Origin of the sequence: Providencia rustigianii DSM 4541 (assembly GCF_000156395.1) — a bacterium.
In the GTDB taxonomy this organism is placed as follows: domain Bacteria; phylum Pseudomonadota; class Gammaproteobacteria; order Enterobacterales; family Enterobacteriaceae; genus Providencia; species Providencia rustigianii.
On the sequence record NZ_GG703818.1, the window covers coordinates 253,329 to 269,797 of the forward strand.

Sequence of the window (16,469 nt, forward strand, 5' to 3'; positions counted from 1 at the left end):
ATCCATTCCCCTAAGTTAATGCTGTGCGAGTTCGAAGTACTGCATAACTAACCCTTTCGAAATTAATGACCAACCATCGATCGCCACAAACAGGATTAACTTTACGGGTACTGAAATAGTTACAGGGCTCATCATCATCATACCGAGCGCCAACAAAATACTGGAGATCACTAAGTCGATGACCACAAAGGGTAGATAGATATAAAAACCGATCTCAAACGCAGATTTAATTTCACTGAGAGCATAAGCCGGTAATAGTGAAAATAATGTTGGCTCGGCTTGTTCTTCACTCACTTCTGCTTCACTTTTTCCTTGTTGAACTGACTCAAAAAAAGTGACTAACTGCGGGTCGGAATATTTCACTAAGTAATCTTTGTAACGCCCTAAGCCGTTATCAACAAAGTTATCAATTGACTCCACATTGCTAAAATCAACACGTTCACTGCGCATATGATTATTCACATCTTGCAGAATCGGCATCATCACAAAAATGGACAGTAACAATGCAATCCCATTTAATGCCATCGTGGAGGGGACTTGCTGCACTCCCATAGCATTACGCACCATAATCAGTACGATTGAAATTTTTAAATAGCAGGTCCCCGCTGCAATAATAAAAGGCAGCAATGTGGAAAATGCGATTAGGACTAATAATGGAATTTCATTCGGAACCGTCGGCATACTTATAACCTTTTATCGCCTAAGCTCACCAACCGAGTGATTTCCAAGCCTAACTCTTCACTTTCGCCAATGTAGGTCAATTCGCCTTCGGCAAATAATTGTTTATTGGCGTACACTTTTACTTCTCGTTCTTTATTTTCACCAATCGAGAAAATTGTGCCTGGTTGCATGTGATTTAATTCAGCAAGACTGACCTCTGAATGTCCTAAGACAAAAGTCAGTTTTACGGTCAAGTCGTTCACATTAAAAGGACGAGCTGCTTCATCAACGAATGCTTCTTCCATTTCAGTATTTGTCGGCTCATCTTCTGGAGTCATTAAATGTTCAATCATAAAAATACCTTCTTGTTGCTTTTGAAACTGGGCAAATAAACGTCCGTCAATCGACATATTCAGTTGTAATTGCTGAATATAAAGCACGTCATGCAGCGCAATAGACTGCAACGCTTTTCCGCTGATATGGCTATATCCAAGGATCCAATCTGCCTGTAACTTAAATTTTTCTAGCGCACCATTGCTGTGCTTTGACTCGCTCATTCCTTCGAGAGGCTCGGATAGCAACACGTTACCAAGGGTTTTCTCTTTAACCGATAACCAAGGCTGCTGTAGGCGTTCATCATCGACAATCTCGACAGAACTACAACGGAATTGATTGGAGAAAAATGTCTTTCCGGTATTTTCATAGGTAAAAACCTTACACAGACTCTTGCCGTCTAACATATCCCATGCGTAATGTGCCAATTTCGGCCAACGATGGCGGCACCAATCCTCCGCAGCCAGAAATACATACGATTTTTGAGTATCACTCTGTAGGGTTAGTTGAAAATAACGTTCCCCTGCTTTCGGCGTTTGCAGTGTCATTTCGTTCTGGAAGCGTTGCTGCCATTCTTGAAGTTGTTTTTTTCGGGTACTGATTCGACGCAAATTAAGCATGATTACTCCTCATCGTTCTGCTGTTGTTGCTGTTGATGACGTTGTTGACCCTCATGCTCTTCGCGTCGAATAACCACTTTTTGTTCGCCGTGGAATAAATGCTGACTGTCTCGCAAAGCCTGTTGAACTTCATAACTGTAAGTGGATGCCACGACTTCTTCTCGATTCGCTAATGTAAAAGAGACCGAAGGCGTATTTTTCCAGTGGCTAAATGTATAACTCAGAGTTCGTGCCGGTACAGTTTCATGGTTGTCATTCGACATACCGGATGCCATTAATTCAGCCAACTGCACCGCTTTATCAGCAGATGATTGGGTCGAAGGCGTTGGTGTAGTTACAGGCGCCCGAACTGAAGACTCTGCCATCACCTGAGCTACAATATTTTTTGTAATATCAATTTGATCTGGCTGAATAATTTCTGATTGCTCCAACTGGAAGCTTTTGGCATCAGGAAAATGTTGCATTTGTGGCGCATCACTCGGTTGAGGCTTATCGGCAATGGCCAATGCGTCTTTGGCTTGAGTAATATTATTCTGTGTAGAAGCCTTATTTTCCGATCCCGCTAAATACGGCCCCGTTATCGCTGACAATTTTTTATTTTCAAATGATTTTGGTGATGATGAATCCATAAATGTTGTTTGTTGATTCAACGATGTTGCCAGCCATGATTGTTCAATTAACGACGTAGAATTTGTTTTATGTCCATAAGTCGGGATATTAGCCCCTAACTTTAAGGGGAAAATTTGATTTGTCGTCAATGGGATTGCCATAATATTAACCAATGGAATAACCTCCTCATCCTTCGATATTGGTGGTGATTCCGTCGCCGCTGTTTTCATCAGAAATTCAGTCGGCTGATCATTCGCTGGGGTCATTTGAGCGAATAACGCGATGTTTGACCCTGAACGAATGTTTTGAACATTGGCTGATAATGCCATCATGATGGGAACTCCACCCTCATCAACATTATTCTTGTTTTTTTTATGGCTGTTAGCTTGCTCCATCTTTTTTTGCACAATAGCTTGAGCCACTTTTTTCGCTGAGTGTTGTTGACCATACTTTTGATGGTTAAAACCTACCGATGTATTTTTACCTTCCGCTATGGAATTAAATTTACTCTCGTTAGGAATAGATTTTATTATCGACATGGACTAACAGTTCCTCAGTTTCGTTCTGTTGCTGATGCTCTAATTTTAACCATCTAGCACGACATTGTTGCTTGAGATATTTTCGGAATTTCTCGCACTTATTACGCAAAATGAACCCGCGCTCAGACATTTGCTGCTTCAATAAATGGTACTTAGATAATTCACTGACAATATTTTCTATTTGATACTCAAATTGGGCGATTTCTGATAAAACCACGGCTTTTAATCGTTGACGTTCCCAAAAATCAATTTGATTTAATTCTTCTGATTTTTCATACACCGTGACGTGGGTGAATAAAATGTCTATCTTTTGGCGTAAATGAACCTGTTCCTGCTGTAAATGAATCATCGCCAATCGCAGTTTCTTCTGTTCAAGCTGTACTCTTTCGAGTCGTTTTTCAGTTAACGCCAAAAGATTAGAAATCATCATGATGCTAGGTCACCTAATCGAGCCAAGGTTTCCTCTGCGCTGACAAAATCATCCATTGGCTGTTGTAAAAAGCGGGTTATTTCTGGTTGCTTATCTAATGCTCGGTCGTTTTCAGCACTTTCTCCACGCTGGTACTCTCCCAACTCTAGGTACAACTGAATTTGCTCCAATCGTGCTAAGTTATCTCGTACATCCACCGCCCACTGTCGATGTTCTGGTGTAGTCACCTTTTGGAATACACGGCTAATACTGTGCAGAATATCAATTGCAGGGTAATGCCCGCGCCCCGCTAGCTTATGGCTCAGGTAAATATGCCCATCAAGAATCGAGCGAATTTCATCGCCAATGGGGTCTGATTCATCTTCACTTTCTAGCAATACCGTATAAAAGGCGGTAATTGCCCCTTCTTTGATTCGCCCAGGACGTTCGAGTAATAAAGGGAGCTGTTCAAAAACAGATGAGGGATAACCGCGACGTGCCGGTAGCTCTCCCGTTGATAACGCCACATCCCGTAAAGCACGGGCATAACGGGTCATCGAATCCACATACAGTAAAACGTGACGTCCAAGGTCACGGAAATATTCCGCCATTGCGGTGGCTAATAGCGCCGCATTACAACGCTCAATTGGCGGGCTATCCGAGGTGGCATACACTAAAATTGTTTTATCTGCATGAGGTGAAGTTTTTAACTCTTCAATAAATTCAATAACTTCCCGACCACGTTCACCAATCAACGCCACAATATGAATGTCCCCATGGGCATGATTGATCAACATGTTCATCAGCGATGTTTTACCGCTTCCCGCCGACGCGAAAATACCGAGTCGCTGCCCCAATCCACACGTTAATAGCCCATCAATAGCGCGGATCCCCGTGACCAAAGGTTCACTTACAGGTCGCCGCTTAGTAACACTAATGGGAGGGTTATCAATCCGTTGTAAGCGATTTTTTAACTGAGAAATTTCAATATTTTCATCAACTAATGATCCCACTTGTTCACCTGCCGCATTGAAAATGCGCCCAGCAAGATGCTCCCCCATTTGGAAAACAAACGGGTATCCGCTAGGTCGGATAACCACTTCGCGGGTTAATCCTTGAGCTCGACCAATCAAGCTCAAGACAGTAATGCCCTCTTTAAAGCCAATCACTTGAGCTTTAGCAATCACCTCTGGCTGAGTGAGAGATTGCTCAACAAAACAAATCTCACCGATAAACACGCCATGAAGAGGAGCCTCGATTAGGCATCCATGAATGCGCACTGGATGTGCGCAGGAATCAAATAGTTTCATAATGAGTTACACTAATTGTGTTCTAATTTCGTTAGCTCGCTCGAAAAATTCTTCAAAACTATCGGCGAATAACTGCATGTTATCCATAGACTTTTCTTTTAATACCGCAGACAACACCAAGGTATTGTCAATGATATTTAATGCTGGCTGCCCCGGTTGAAAATTACGAGGTGGATACTCGATTAAGCTTCTTAACAGCGAGGCGCTAACTGAATCCAATCGGCTATAATTACATTCAGCTAAATTGCACCAAATAATTAATTCATCCGTGGATAAATCAATATTAATTGCCGGAGAATCATTCATCTCCAACTGAATATTTGAATGGCAATCTAATTGTGAATTAATTAAATCACTACGACCCATTGAATTTAAAAATTCATTTAATTTTTCGACAAAACGATACTTCATTGATAAGTTCCTTATATTGTTTTAATAACATTCACTTTCACCATTTCAGAGACTTCATTAAATGACAGCACCTCTAATTCTGGGAAACGACCTTCCAAGATTTTTTTCACAAATCGACGAATATCGACTGGCACCAACACGTTAATATCTCGTGTTGATAAGTAACTATTTTCTAAAGCTAATTCGGCGGCTTGAATCAGCTCATTGGTTTTTTCAGGTTCTAAGTGTAAATAGACTCCACCCGATGATTGACGAATTCCCTGACGAATGGTGTCTTCAATTTCCGCATTGACCATCAGCACATTTAAACGCCCATCCACGGAAAAACGTGACGATATATAGCGCGCCATTGAACTGCGGATATGTTCAACCAGCATCATGCTATCTTTCTCTTTTGGCACCCATTGCACCAAAGTTTCAATGATTAACTTCATATTTCGTACCGAGATTTTTTCCGTTAATAAACGCTGGAAAACCTCTGTTACTTTTTGAACCGTGGCGTGGCGATAACATTCTTTCAGTAATTCGGGGTATTTTCTTTCAAGATCATCCAGTAAATTTTTAGTTTCCTGTATGCCGAAGAATTCATTGATATGTCGAAGTAATAGCGTACTGACACAATCGATCATTTCGGTCACATCATCACGCGCCATTAATCCAAGCTGCTCAATATCCGATAAATATTGATGACCGAACCATGTACTTATGGAGCCATATTCATCGGCATATTTAATTAATTCTATGCCGAGATATTCCAATTCGTCGTTCGCCGTTAATAAGCGATGCCCATGGAAATAAACGTCGTATTCACCCGCTTTAACTTCATTAATCAGCACCACAATTTTATTTTCAGGCACAATGGGCGAGTAATTGATAGCAATATCCGGAATGCGATAGCCGTAGCGAATAAAGACATCTTTTTTCATGCGAGATAAAAAAGCGTTATCCTCAAGGTGCTGCTTATATTGCTGATTTACTGAGATAATGACGGGAAGAGTTTCTGGAATATAGTCATCGTCAAAATCGGCATTGGAACGCTGAGTTTCCCCTTCCGTCGCCTCTGTTTGTACATTTTCTCGATTAGAGAGCTGCTCGTTACGCTGGTTTTTACGTTTTTTAATGTAACGTGCCGCAAATAATCCCATTAATAATGAAGACAGGAATAAAAATATTGTTGTCGGGAATCCCGGTAAGAACCCCATAAAAAATACAATTAATGCAGTAATTAAAATGGTGAAATCATTATCAAATAATTCGGAAACAATATTTTCACCCAAGTTTTTATCATTGCCGCCTACGCGCGTCACAATAAAACCAGCACTAATGGAAATTAATAATGCGGGGATTTGCGCCACTAACCCATCACCGATAGTTAATAATGTGAAGGTGTTTAATGCCGTGGAAACATCCATGCCTTGCTGAGCTGTTCCCACCGAAATGCCGCCAATAAAGTTAACAAAAATAATGACAATACCCGCGATTGCATCCCCTTTAATAAACTTCATCGCACCGTCAAATGAACCAAATAACTGGCTCTCTTTTTCCAATTCACCACGCTTGATTTTGACCGTCGCTTCATCAATAACGCCAGCACGTAAATCTGCATCGATGCTCATCTGTTTACCGGGCATCGCATCCAACGAGAAGCGTGCGGCCACTTCGGCAATACGTTCAGAACCTTTGGTAATAACAATGAATTGCACAATCGTAACAATGGCAAATACCACCATTCCCACGACCAAGTTATCCTGAATAACAAACTTACCGAAAGTATCAATAATGTCTCCAGCATCGGCCTCTAATAAAATAAGTCGACTGGTACTGATGGATAATGCCAATCTAAATAACGTGCTAATTAATAGAATTGAAGGAAATGATTGGAAGTTAAGGACTCGGGTTATATAAAACGAGCTCATAAAAATCAGCACTGAAATCATAATATTCAGTGCAATTAGCAAATCAACCAGCACCGTAGGTAACGGGATAATTAGCATCGCAATAACCATGATCATGATGACTAAAACCATCAATTCTGGGCGATTACGGATTTGTAATAAAAATCCGGTGAAATTGTTCATGGGGTAATTTATTTCCTATCAAATCATGGCTGACGACGTAAGCGCTGTTCTTGCGCCAGTAATGAATCCATGTATATTTTTAATTGGTCGAGTAATTCTTCCCGCGCTTCTAGCGAATGAAATACGCCGACGGGTATGACTGAAAATGCAATAATCAGCAGCTGTAAAAACCGAGCCCGTAAATCGCTGGTCATGACCTGAAGTTCATCACGAATAAAGTGCATAACTTTGTCACTAAAACTGTCTTGGCTACGAATGCCACTGGTGAATAATTGGCTCAACACCTTTTCCAAATGGCTCTGCGATAATGCCGCTCGATGGCGAAACAGACCCGATTGGATAAATTGCTGACTAAAAATACGGTCTAAAGATTGCAGTTCTCGCAGTCGCCCAATGCGCGTAAAGAAACTTCCAAACTCACTAATATTCAGGTCGCCGAGAGGCAGTGCTTGCAGGTCACACGCCAATGCGCGGGCAAGGTAGCGCATCATATTTTCACGCTTCACCATTTCCATCTCTTCAGCCCATTGCTCGTACAGGTATACAACCGGACCGTCATAACCAATAAATTCGCGATATAACCCGCGTAAATTACCCGCACTTTCCCGCAATGTTTGCGCAAACGCTTTGGCAATCAGAGCCACATTGATCCCAGCTTGAGCAGTACGCTGGGTATCTTCAGCCAGTAACAAACTTTCTAATTCTTGTAAGCTATCAATTTGTTCTTGCTTGAGTTTTTTTCTATTAATTAATGCGGCTAATACCATCAATAAATCACTGGGATCCAAAAAAAACTGCAATAAAAAGGCACGTAATTGCTGAGGCGTCATTAATTGGCGATTTAATATTCCCTCAATGCGCAATACTTTTTCATCGGCATTATTTTCCAAAATGCGTTCTGCAAAACGCATCCATTCCTCTTCATTATCCTTTCGTGCATTACCTCGGCGAATATGACTCGCGGCTAGCATCGACATCGAGGCATATTCACTGGCACTGTCTATCACACCTAAACCACGAGCAACCTCACCAGCGTCATCACTGTTTTTGGTTGTTGAACGGCTTTTTTCTTGCGAGTTCAGCAACATCCGGCTGTTGTAGTTCAGTGGTGTTATTGCCATGAATCCCTCATGTATTGCTGCAAGAACTGCACCGTGCCATGTAGCTGACTATCTTTTTCAGTAATACGATGACTTTCTGAAAATTGTCGCCCATCCCATGCTTCGTTCTCATCTAATAAACGCGGCTGGATTAAAAAAATACGGACCATTTTTTGTTGGTTGGTCGATGTATGGCTGAATAAACGACCGACCCATGGAATATCCCCTAATAATGGAATTTTGCTTTCATTTTCAACATATTGTTCCCGAGTATATCCACCGATTAACAAGCTGCTGTTTTTCGCAATACGCGCCACGGTATTAATACTGGTACGGTTAACTGAAGGCAGACCTTCAACATTGGATGTTTTTCCGCTGCTATCGCGATTTTCTGCACCGTCTTCAATATTGACTTCCATTTCCACACTTTGACCCGCAGATATACGCGGCATCACGCTGATCATGGTTCCGTAAGTCACTTGCTCTAAGGTGGCAATACGCTCCCCTTGTAACTTGGCGTAGAAGCTGGTGTTGTTATCAAATAATGCCGGGACGTTTTCTTGGGTTAACAGCACGGGGCGGGAAACAATTTGGCTATTCCCATTTTTGCTCAGTGCATCAATTTGGACTAGAAACTTGCTGGTATCCGGTAATGTACTGCGGTTAAAAGAGATAGCCCCGCCACCCGCTTTAAAAGAACCGACTTCCCAATTGACTCCTAAGTTATCTAATTCAGAACGAGTGATATCGATGATCCATAGGGACAATTCAACTTGGCGACGACGGTTATCTAGGTTTTTTACCAGCTCTCGCACATAGCGAATTTGTTCTGGGCTCCCTTTTACAATCAAACTGTTACTATCTGGATGAGCCACAAGAGAAAAGGTGCTTTTCGCGCCACCGCCACGTTTGATGACCACTTGTCGATTGTTTGTGTTAGTGCTGCCACCAATTGGGGCATCCATCAGCGCATCAATATCATCGTCCGAGGAATTCAACCTGGCAGGTTCAATATCTAATGTTTCCTCAACCGTGCTACCCCCGCTTTTAAACAGTGAACTCATTACCGATAACATACCGGGTACCGTGACTGTTTGACCGCGTAATGAGTAACTACGATCTGTAACAGAAGCATGTTTTAACGGAATAACCGCTACATTGCCGCTGCCTTTTTCTTCTTGTTTAACTTGTTCACTAAGATATAACGCAGCACCTTTAATCAGTTCCACATATAATGGTGGGCCAGAAACAAAGAGCATGGTATCGCCACCTTGTGAACGCACAGGGAAGCGCGAGTCATAAATTCCATTACGTTGAATGTAGCTAATAACCTGCTGGCTACTCACTTTATGGGTTGGGATAATTAAGCTACGCATTTCACTATTGTCATAAACATAAATCCCTGCACCGTCGTCATACCAAACTAAGGCAATTCGGCGGGTTAATGCTTTAAACATCTCATCCGCATTCGCAAGATTAAAATTTCCAGTGACTTTCTTTTGTGCAGCTAACCGACTCAAAATAATCGGTTTATTGATTCGTTCTGCTACCGCATCAAATACTTTTCCTACTGCAATATTATTTGCAACGAAAGTATCGTAGTTTTTTTCCTGTGTAACTGGCTGTGCAATCATCATTTCTGATTGCGCAGTATTCATATTTACACTCAGTAAAAATAGCGATAAAACAACCGCTACGTATCTTTTACTGTTCATATAACATTGCTCCAAGGTGCCTTATCTCTGAGGGTGTTAAGCCCAATTCTTTTTTAATATCATTAGTAAAGTGAGATGCAGAGCAATATCCTGCCTCTAATCCCACATCAAGAATTGAATCTTCGCTTTCAATTAATTGCAAAATGGCATGTGCCATACGAACACTCATTATTTTTCGTTTAGCTGTTTTATTAAAATTCTCTCTGTATAGCTGTCTAAAATAAGAGGCTGAAATACCATAGCGAACACATAATTGGTTAATGTTGGCATTTTTATCTTTTTGCGCAAACGTAATTAAAAAACGCATCATGCCATAGGCTTCATAGCGTCTTAATACATCGCACCATTGTTCAAAGTGGATTTGATTTTTAATAATTAGGTCAATAATAATATTCTTTATTAATATTGGAGATGATATTTCATCTTCAATAAAAATTGATTCTGGAAAAGTATCTTGTTCATTTACTTTACGCTCTTTTTTTGCAAGAAAAGATTGTCCCATTGCAGTATCTATAATAGCGAGAGTCTCAACCAATTCAGATACGCTCATGGTATATATATCCCAAAATTCATTATCAACACTTAAATGTTTAAGCTGGCAAATAAAAATAGCGGGTTCTTGTATTTTAATATTCAAATTAGAATATACGGATTTATAAAAAAGCGTCGCTGTATTTCTTTTGGGGATTGACAAGACCAATGTGTCCTGTAAAGAAAAGCAACTATTTCTACTTTCCAATAATTTAGCAATCTCTTTATCTGACATTATAAATAGGCCTTAACCATTGATTTCCAGTGAGCGTAGAGTGGGTGATTAGATAATAAAAGACAAATGAATACTCCGGAATAAATCGGAATATGAAATGAAAATACAAAGTGTGAATGAATAAGATAAATTCAGCTGACTCAACAATGAATTTAATCTTTAATACTTTTTATTGATATCGAACAGACTTAATCAAATTTATTAGTTGAGATTATATTTATGATAGATACAAATAGCCGCAATTACATAATGAAAATTATTAGCGGCCCGATGAATGGTCAAGAATTAATGATAAGTATAGATAAAAATCTTATTATCATTGATAGCAACATTAGTTATCACACTGATGTCGATGAAAATGGATTAACTACCTATTATATCCCAAGTGATGGGGAGCGATGTGAATTTTCTATTGATTCTGATCCAGCTCAACAAGACACGCTATTTATTCGATTTAGTCAAGGTCGTAATAACTATATATTACCCGTCGTTTTTCAAGAAGTTTTATTAGCAGACTCATTTCCAATAGCAGTCAAGCCATTGAATGACAGATGGAATTCGTTAATTTCTCAGGCGCTGAATTTAAATGCACCTGAAATTAAAACAAACCCATCAAATCAATCTATCGTTAAACAAAAATCCAATTTTAATAAAAAAATCATTACAATCTTATTAATATTAGTCATTATTTTATTAATTATTTTTTCATTCCAAATTAATCCTAAAAATAATGATGATAAAAAATATCAAACACTAGAAAATATCCTAAATGATAGTCATCATCCAATATCATTCGCACAAGATAATAAAAATAAAACCTTGATCATTGTAAGTTCTCAACGTGATGAAGATTGGAGTAGGCAAAATTTAATAAAAGCTAAATACAATGAGAAATTTACAATCATCAATAGCTATAAACTAGAATCTGAAATTGAAGACACTCTTATTGATATTGTACCAAGCCTATTAAAAGTTGAAATTAAAAACCCTTGCAATCCTATTGTTAGAGTTATCAAAAATCAAAAAAATATCAATATTAATGAAGATATTGACCGAGTTATATCTAAACGTTTTAGCTGTTATACAAAAAGTAAAATTGAATATTTTAATTTTGATGATTTATTAAAAAAAGCCGAGCTAGGATTAACAGAAAGCAATGTTCAATGGAATAGAATAACCAAAGGTAATAAAGTTATCTTTGTTATAAGAGATAGTTTAAATGATAAACAGACGATCTCTTTAATTAACTTCACCAATTCATTTAATAAAAAATGGGGAAATAAACAAATTCAATTTTCTGTTTCCCTAGCAAATAATGAACTTGCTGGAAAATCGTTTATCACCCATGTCAATGGTTATACGCTTTTAGGTAAAAACCATTGGTTATTTAATGCAAATAAATTTAATCAATGAGGTATCAATATGTCAGGTATTGACAAAACAACGGGGAATTGGGTTGGGGCAAATTTTGAAAATACAGTCACATCTTCAGCAACCAGTAATGATAGCAAGTGGGGAATGATGTATCGCAGCACTGCAGGCGTTAGTGAAAGAACAAAAACTATTGCTGATGAATTAAAATCAATGCTGGATGATAAATCTCTGGAAGTTGATAACCCATTAGTACTCGGAAAAATTACGGCTCTGAGTGGTAATTATAATATGGCTCGTCAATTACAAAGTAACGTAATGAAATCGATTAAAGATGCGGCACAAGCGATTATTCGTAACGTGTAATTCCCCATGAGCATCGCGCATTTTGATGCTCTATTCCTTATAGGAAAAAATTTATGTTACCTATTATTTCGAGTATTGCAGTATCGAATATTGTAGACATTGATGCACTCACAGCACCATCGATGCCAATCGAAGAGAAAGTGAAAAAACTGTTCTCTGAATATACAACATCAGTGGGTCAGGAGAAGGCCGATATTATAGAAAAAGTTAATAATATCGATCCCAGTAATCCAGCAAAACTTCTGGAATTACAAAACCAAGTCGGTAATTACAGTCTAGCCATGAATATGATCAGCACACTGACTCATAAAAGTGTCTCGGCGATTGATACCGTTTTAAAAGCACAGTAGATCATGAATATATTGAAAAAGCTTCTCTTAGTGGGTTTTGTTGGCTTATTACTTGGCTGTGATAACCAATTGCTGTTGAGTGACCTCAGCCAACGACAAAGCAATGAAGTTCTTGCTGTTTTACAAGAGCATGGTATTGAAGCACAACGTAAACAAGACTCCAAAAACGGGGATTCAATCCGCGTTTCACCCGATGATTTTGTGATCTCGGTAGACTTGCTACGTCAATATAATTTGCCATCTAAGGGACCTGTAGAAATCATCCATGCCTTCCCGGGTGATTCGTTGGTTGCTTCACCTCAGGCGGAGCGAACTCGTGTGCTTTCATTAATAGAGCAGCGCCTCGAACAGTCTTTACTGACGATCCCTCATGTGGTAAACGCGCGAGTTCACGTCAGCTACCCTGTTGCTGGTAATGGTCCAATTAAACCAGTACAAAAAGTATCTAGTCTCGTGACTTATTCAGGGAATGAAGATCCTAAAGTCATGATGAATAAAATAAAACTGTTTTTAAACAATAGCTTTGCGGAAACTACCTATGACAATGTTTCCGTGGTTATCGTTAATCGCAAGCCATTAATCTATCAAACCAAGAAAGGGCCAGAACGTACATTCAATCCAGTCATTCTCACTGCAACAATTGCGGCGATTATCGGTTCATTAATTGCATTATTCATGTATTTACCGCAGAGATTAAAAAAACAGAATAATGAAGATGGAACGGAGAATCCAAAAGATGACCCAGTTGAATAAACTGCTAATTGATCAAAAGGATATTTTTTTAGCACCCGGATGCTATTTTCACCCAGAATTTAACCATGATAACTACCATCTGTTACCGGTGCCATTACAGCACCGGCAGAATCAAAAATTGATACAGCGGTATTCTCTCGGTTTACCTGATGAGAATACACAAATGTTGCCAGATGCAGTTGCTCAGAACTGGGCGCAATTACCTAAAGTGGCATGGGGTTTAGGTGTGATTCAATCCCCAAAACCACTTCCATGGTGGGGTGAGCTATCTCAATACCAAGAGCTGCATTCACAATTGAGCCATCCATTATGGCAGGTAAAAAATACGTTGGTAGCAACGCCACAAACATTACTCGCACTGGGTGCTTGGCAACTATTAACCTGTTTAGCCCCTTTTTGTGAGAGCTACTCCGCACGCGCAAAATATATGTTTAGTCGTTCAACTCAGCGGTTAATTGATACCTCTGAAAATGTGTTGTTACCTTGGAACATTATTGAAGAAACTTGCCATTATGTCAGAAAAAACAGCACCTAATATCCAGCAAACCATGATTGAGAATGTGCTGATTAAGCATCAAGCTTTAAGCACCAATCAATATGCTCAGGCAGTGATCAAGCAAGCACAGCAAAAGGCCAGTGACTGCCATCAGCAAGCTCAACTAGCTCAAGAAGCTATTCATGCAATCGCCTATCAGCAAGGCTATCAAGATGGCCTAGCCCAATTATTGCATGATTTTATTGATGCGATTGAAACCAGCGAAAAAGAGTATCAGAAGACCATTAACCAAACTGAAACTCATCTCGTGAATTCATTAACATCTCTGTTCTCTGATGAACGGTTGCAACAGATTGTCGCTGAGCACTTTACACAGTCATACCATCATGGAAGCAATGCAAGATTGCATATTCCGGCTAAGTTGCAGGCAAAAATTCCCAATAACATGGTAGGACTAACTGTAATACCGGCATCCGATAATACGATTGCTTTTGAAATTGATAATAAAATTACTTATTTTTCCCCAAAAATTGCGACTAAAAAAACACTACCACAAATATTTGCCATCTCAACCCGCTGTCAGATACACCAACAACATAAGCAAGCCTATAACAATTTAATAAAGCAATTACAGGTAATGGAAAACCACAATGAAGATTAGTACTTTTTCGCCACATAATTTTTCAACACCAGGTACTCATGAAGTGAAGTCGGTGAGTACACACGATCTACACACAAAAATGAGTAACCTTTGGACAAGCCGCAATATTATGAAAGATATACAGAATTATCACGCTAAAAACATTCCCCATATCTCTGAGGAAACAGATGTTAAGGTAACAAAATTCATTACGGAGTTACAAAATCATGATAATGAAAAAGCTCGATTTGCCTTTGTTTTTAAAACAATGATTAACCTAAATCGGAGTGAAAAAGAGTCATTTATTGAGCAAGTTGGAAAAACATTAAAATCTTCATCTGAAGAAGGTTCTCCTTTATATAAAGATTTTACTAAAGCTCTACAGCGATATATGGCAATCAGCTTAATGAATACTCCGTTTACTGACCAATTAAACAAAAATATGACGAATATTAATATAAATGATGACGCTGATGATGAGGACGATGACTTGTTTATATAAATCCCATGATTAGATTATTTCATTTCATCCAAACTCTATTAATCTCTCATCCGGCGAATATTGATAAGCTTAGGCTATATTTTCTATAGTCTAATTTTTTTCATCTATCAAATTTTAGAAATATAAAAAAAATAAATTTGAAATTGATATATACACCCACAGGTAGTAGTTTAAATTTACATCATCAAAACACCTTGTTCACTTTTAAAAAAACGATTTAATCTTTTATTTATCGTATACCTCATCGTTTTTTTATATTGAACACCACTTTACTGGCGGTTACGATGTATATAATTATTTTTCTATTTAACTATATTCGTGGGAATTATTATGAATAAAATGGAATACACACAAGTAGAACCAATGATTCTTTTATGTGATCAGGTTGTCTATGACCCACTGAAAAGAACACTTTCTCGCGGTAAAAAAACCATTAATTTATCAGAAAATGAATCCTGTTTATTAAAATTATTATTATTGAAAACCAATAGTAAGCGAGAAGTGATGCATGAAATTTGGGAGAAACGAGGAACCATCGTGACTGAGAGCAGTTATTATAAGCTTGTCAGACAATTACGCCAGTCCTTTAAAAAGGTTGAATTAGATGAAAATCTGATCATGACACTGCCAAGAATCGGTATATTATACACAGGCGAAAAAGCAGAAATGCCAATATTAACAAGGAATTATGAGAGAAAAAACATGTATAGCTATGTACGGTGCTTTTTCCAAAAAGTCTTTAAGCGTTCATTCCAATAATCTATTCATATAAAAGAAAGATAATCATGCCTAAATTTTATATCTCAAAAAATAGTCTATTTTTAATATTTATATTAGTGAGTAGTTTATTTTTATTAGCATGCAATACTCCACTAAATAAATCAAAAAACACATTTAATCTCAGAGGTGATATCTACTCCCAATCGATAGATATCCCTGCTGATGCTCTCATTACCCTTTCAGTATCCTCATTAAATGGTACTGATTACACAGAAAAAAGTCATTATGATTATAGCTTTACTACTCGCAAAGCAGGCCGAACCGTTAATTTCTCCATTAACTTACCCGAAGAACTATTAAATCAAGATCGTTATTTTGGGCTCAGTGTACGCGTTGAGGTACAAGGAGAATTATTGATGATGAGTAATCAAATCATTCCTGTCATTCGGAATTCCTCGGAAAGACTGTCATTAAGAGTTAACGCTATCTAACTCAGTTATATAAAAAACAAAATAATAGACAATATTTAATTAGCTTAATTGCTAATAGATATTTATTTTTTGAATAGGGCATCCCAGTGAAAGCCCAGTAAATCACATTGATTATCTGAATATTCATTTAAATTCCAAAACAATTCCAAATTATTCACGCAGAACAAACAGAAATAATAAATATAATCACAACACGTTTATATCAAGGATGATTTTGAGTATTACCGATA

19 protein-coding genes are annotated in these 16,469 nt (G+C 38.4%); 9 read left to right on the forward strand and 10 right to left on the reverse strand.

The genetic code is table 11. The features are described 5' to 3' along the window. Positions 1-15: 15 nt before the first annotated feature. The 10 genes from PROVRUST_RS06255 to PROVRUST_RS06300 are packed head-to-tail and all read right to left on the reverse strand — an operon-like array spanning position 16 to position 10,550. Positions 16-681 (reverse strand): EscR/YscR/HrcR family type III secretion system export apparatus protein, encoded by a 666-nt coding sequence (locus PROVRUST_RS06255; protein WP_006813896.1) that lies wholly within the window; start codon positions 679-681, stop codon positions 16-18. Positions 682-683: 2 nt separating this feature from the next. Continuing rightward, positions 684-1,613: a FliM/FliN family flagellar motor switch protein gene (locus tag PROVRUST_RS06260; RefSeq protein ID WP_006813897.1), complete on the reverse strand. Its 930-nt coding sequence runs from the start codon at positions 1,611-1,613 to the stop codon at positions 684-686. Positions 1,614-1,615: 2 nt separating this feature from the next. Continuing rightward, positions 1,616-2,761 (reverse strand): SpaN/EivJ family type III secretion system needle length determinant, encoded by a 1,146-nt coding sequence (locus tag PROVRUST_RS06265; protein ID WP_006813898.1) that lies wholly within the window; start codon positions 2,759-2,761, stop codon positions 1,616-1,618. Beyond that, positions 2,736-3,191 (reverse strand): hypothetical protein, encoded by a 456-nt coding sequence (locus tag PROVRUST_RS06270; RefSeq protein WP_006813899.1) that lies wholly within the window; start codon positions 3,189-3,191, stop codon positions 2,736-2,738. The genes PROVRUST_RS06265 and PROVRUST_RS06270 overlap by 26 nt, the downstream gene beginning before the upstream one ends. Further along, complete coding sequence (sctN, locus tag PROVRUST_RS06275; protein ID WP_006813900.1) at positions 3,188-4,480, reverse strand: type III secretion system ATPase SctN; 1,293 nt, start codon at positions 4,478-4,480, stop codon at positions 3,188-3,190. Before sctN ends, PROVRUST_RS06270 begins: the two co-directional genes overlap by 4 nt. Positions 4,481-4,486: 6 nt before the next feature. Further along, on the reverse strand, positions 4,487-4,891 hold the full coding sequence (locus PROVRUST_RS06280; RefSeq protein WP_006813901.1) for an InvB/SpaK family type III secretion system chaperone: 405 nt from the start codon (positions 4,889-4,891) through the stop codon (positions 4,487-4,489). An 11-nt stretch (positions 4,892-4,902) separates the two neighbouring features. Continuing rightward, positions 4,903-6,969 (reverse strand): EscV/YscV/HrcV family type III secretion system export apparatus protein, encoded by a 2,067-nt coding sequence (locus tag PROVRUST_RS06285; RefSeq protein WP_006813902.1) that lies wholly within the window; start codon positions 6,967-6,969, stop codon positions 4,903-4,905. 23 nt (positions 6,970-6,992) lie between these two features. Beyond that, positions 6,993-8,090: a type III secretion system gatekeeper subunit SctW gene (gene sctW, locus PROVRUST_RS06290; protein WP_006813903.1), complete on the reverse strand. Its 1,098-nt coding sequence runs from the start codon at positions 8,088-8,090 to the stop codon at positions 6,993-6,995. Continuing rightward, complete coding sequence (sctC, locus tag PROVRUST_RS06295) at positions 8,081-9,784, reverse strand: type III secretion system outer membrane ring subunit SctC (protein WP_006813904.1); 1,704 nt, start codon at positions 9,782-9,784, stop codon at positions 8,081-8,083. The genes sctW and sctC overlap by 10 nt, the downstream gene beginning before the upstream one ends. Further along, positions 9,774-10,550 (reverse strand): helix-turn-helix domain-containing protein, encoded by a 777-nt coding sequence (locus PROVRUST_RS06300; protein ID WP_006813905.1) that lies wholly within the window; start codon positions 10,548-10,550, stop codon positions 9,774-9,776. Before PROVRUST_RS06300 ends, sctC begins: the two co-directional genes overlap by 11 nt. A gap of 249 nt (positions 10,551-10,799) precedes the next feature. Between PROVRUST_RS06300 and PROVRUST_RS06305 the strand changes: the two genes are divergently transcribed. The 9 genes from PROVRUST_RS06305 to PROVRUST_RS06345 all read left to right on the forward strand — a co-directional run bounded on the left by PROVRUST_RS06305 (position 10,800) and on the right by PROVRUST_RS06345 (position 16,239). Further along, positions 10,800-11,963 (forward strand): PrgH/EprH family type III secretion apparatus protein, encoded by a 1,164-nt coding sequence (locus tag PROVRUST_RS06305; protein WP_272519355.1) that lies wholly within the window; start codon positions 10,800-10,802, stop codon positions 11,961-11,963. Positions 11,964-11,972: 9 nt separating this feature from the next. Further along, complete coding sequence (locus PROVRUST_RS20495; protein ID WP_006813907.1) at positions 11,973-12,287, forward strand: EscF/YscF/HrpA family type III secretion system needle major subunit; 315 nt, start codon at positions 11,973-11,975, stop codon at positions 12,285-12,287. A gap of 53 nt (positions 12,288-12,340) precedes the next feature. Next, positions 12,341-12,637 carry a type III secretion system inner rod subunit SctI gene (gene sctI, locus PROVRUST_RS06315; RefSeq protein ID WP_006813908.1) on the forward strand — a complete coding sequence of 99 codons (297 nt, stop codon included), beginning with the start codon at positions 12,341-12,343 and terminating at the stop codon, positions 12,635-12,637. A 3-nt stretch (positions 12,638-12,640) separates the two neighbouring features. Continuing rightward, on the forward strand, positions 12,641-13,390 hold the full coding sequence (gene sctJ, locus PROVRUST_RS06320) for a type III secretion system inner membrane ring lipoprotein SctJ (protein ID WP_006813909.1): 750 nt from the start codon (positions 12,641-12,643) through the stop codon (positions 13,388-13,390). Next, positions 13,374-13,925 carry a hypothetical protein gene (locus tag PROVRUST_RS06325; RefSeq protein WP_006813910.1) on the forward strand — a complete coding sequence of 184 codons (552 nt, stop codon included), beginning with the start codon at positions 13,374-13,376 and terminating at the stop codon, positions 13,923-13,925. Before sctJ ends, PROVRUST_RS06325 begins: the two co-directional genes overlap by 17 nt. Next, positions 13,903-14,547, forward strand: coding sequence for a hypothetical protein (locus tag PROVRUST_RS06330; RefSeq protein WP_006813911.1), 645 nt, complete (start codon positions 13,903-13,905; stop codon positions 14,545-14,547). The genes PROVRUST_RS06325 and PROVRUST_RS06330 overlap by 23 nt, the downstream gene beginning before the upstream one ends. Further along, positions 14,537-15,028 (forward strand): hypothetical protein, encoded by a 492-nt coding sequence (locus PROVRUST_RS06335; RefSeq protein ID WP_006813912.1) that lies wholly within the window; start codon positions 14,537-14,539, stop codon positions 15,026-15,028. Before PROVRUST_RS06330 ends, PROVRUST_RS06335 begins: the two co-directional genes overlap by 11 nt. A gap of 330 nt (positions 15,029-15,358) precedes the next feature. Then, on the forward strand, positions 15,359-15,787 hold the full coding sequence (locus PROVRUST_RS06340) for a winged helix-turn-helix domain-containing protein (RefSeq protein WP_006813913.1): 429 nt from the start codon (positions 15,359-15,361) through the stop codon (positions 15,785-15,787). A 26-nt stretch (positions 15,788-15,813) separates the two neighbouring features. Next, a complete protein-coding gene (locus PROVRUST_RS06345; RefSeq protein ID WP_006813914.1) occupies positions 15,814-16,239 on the forward strand; it encodes a YbaY family lipoprotein in 426 nt (141 codons plus the stop codon). Positions 16,240-16,469 lie beyond the last annotated feature (230 nt).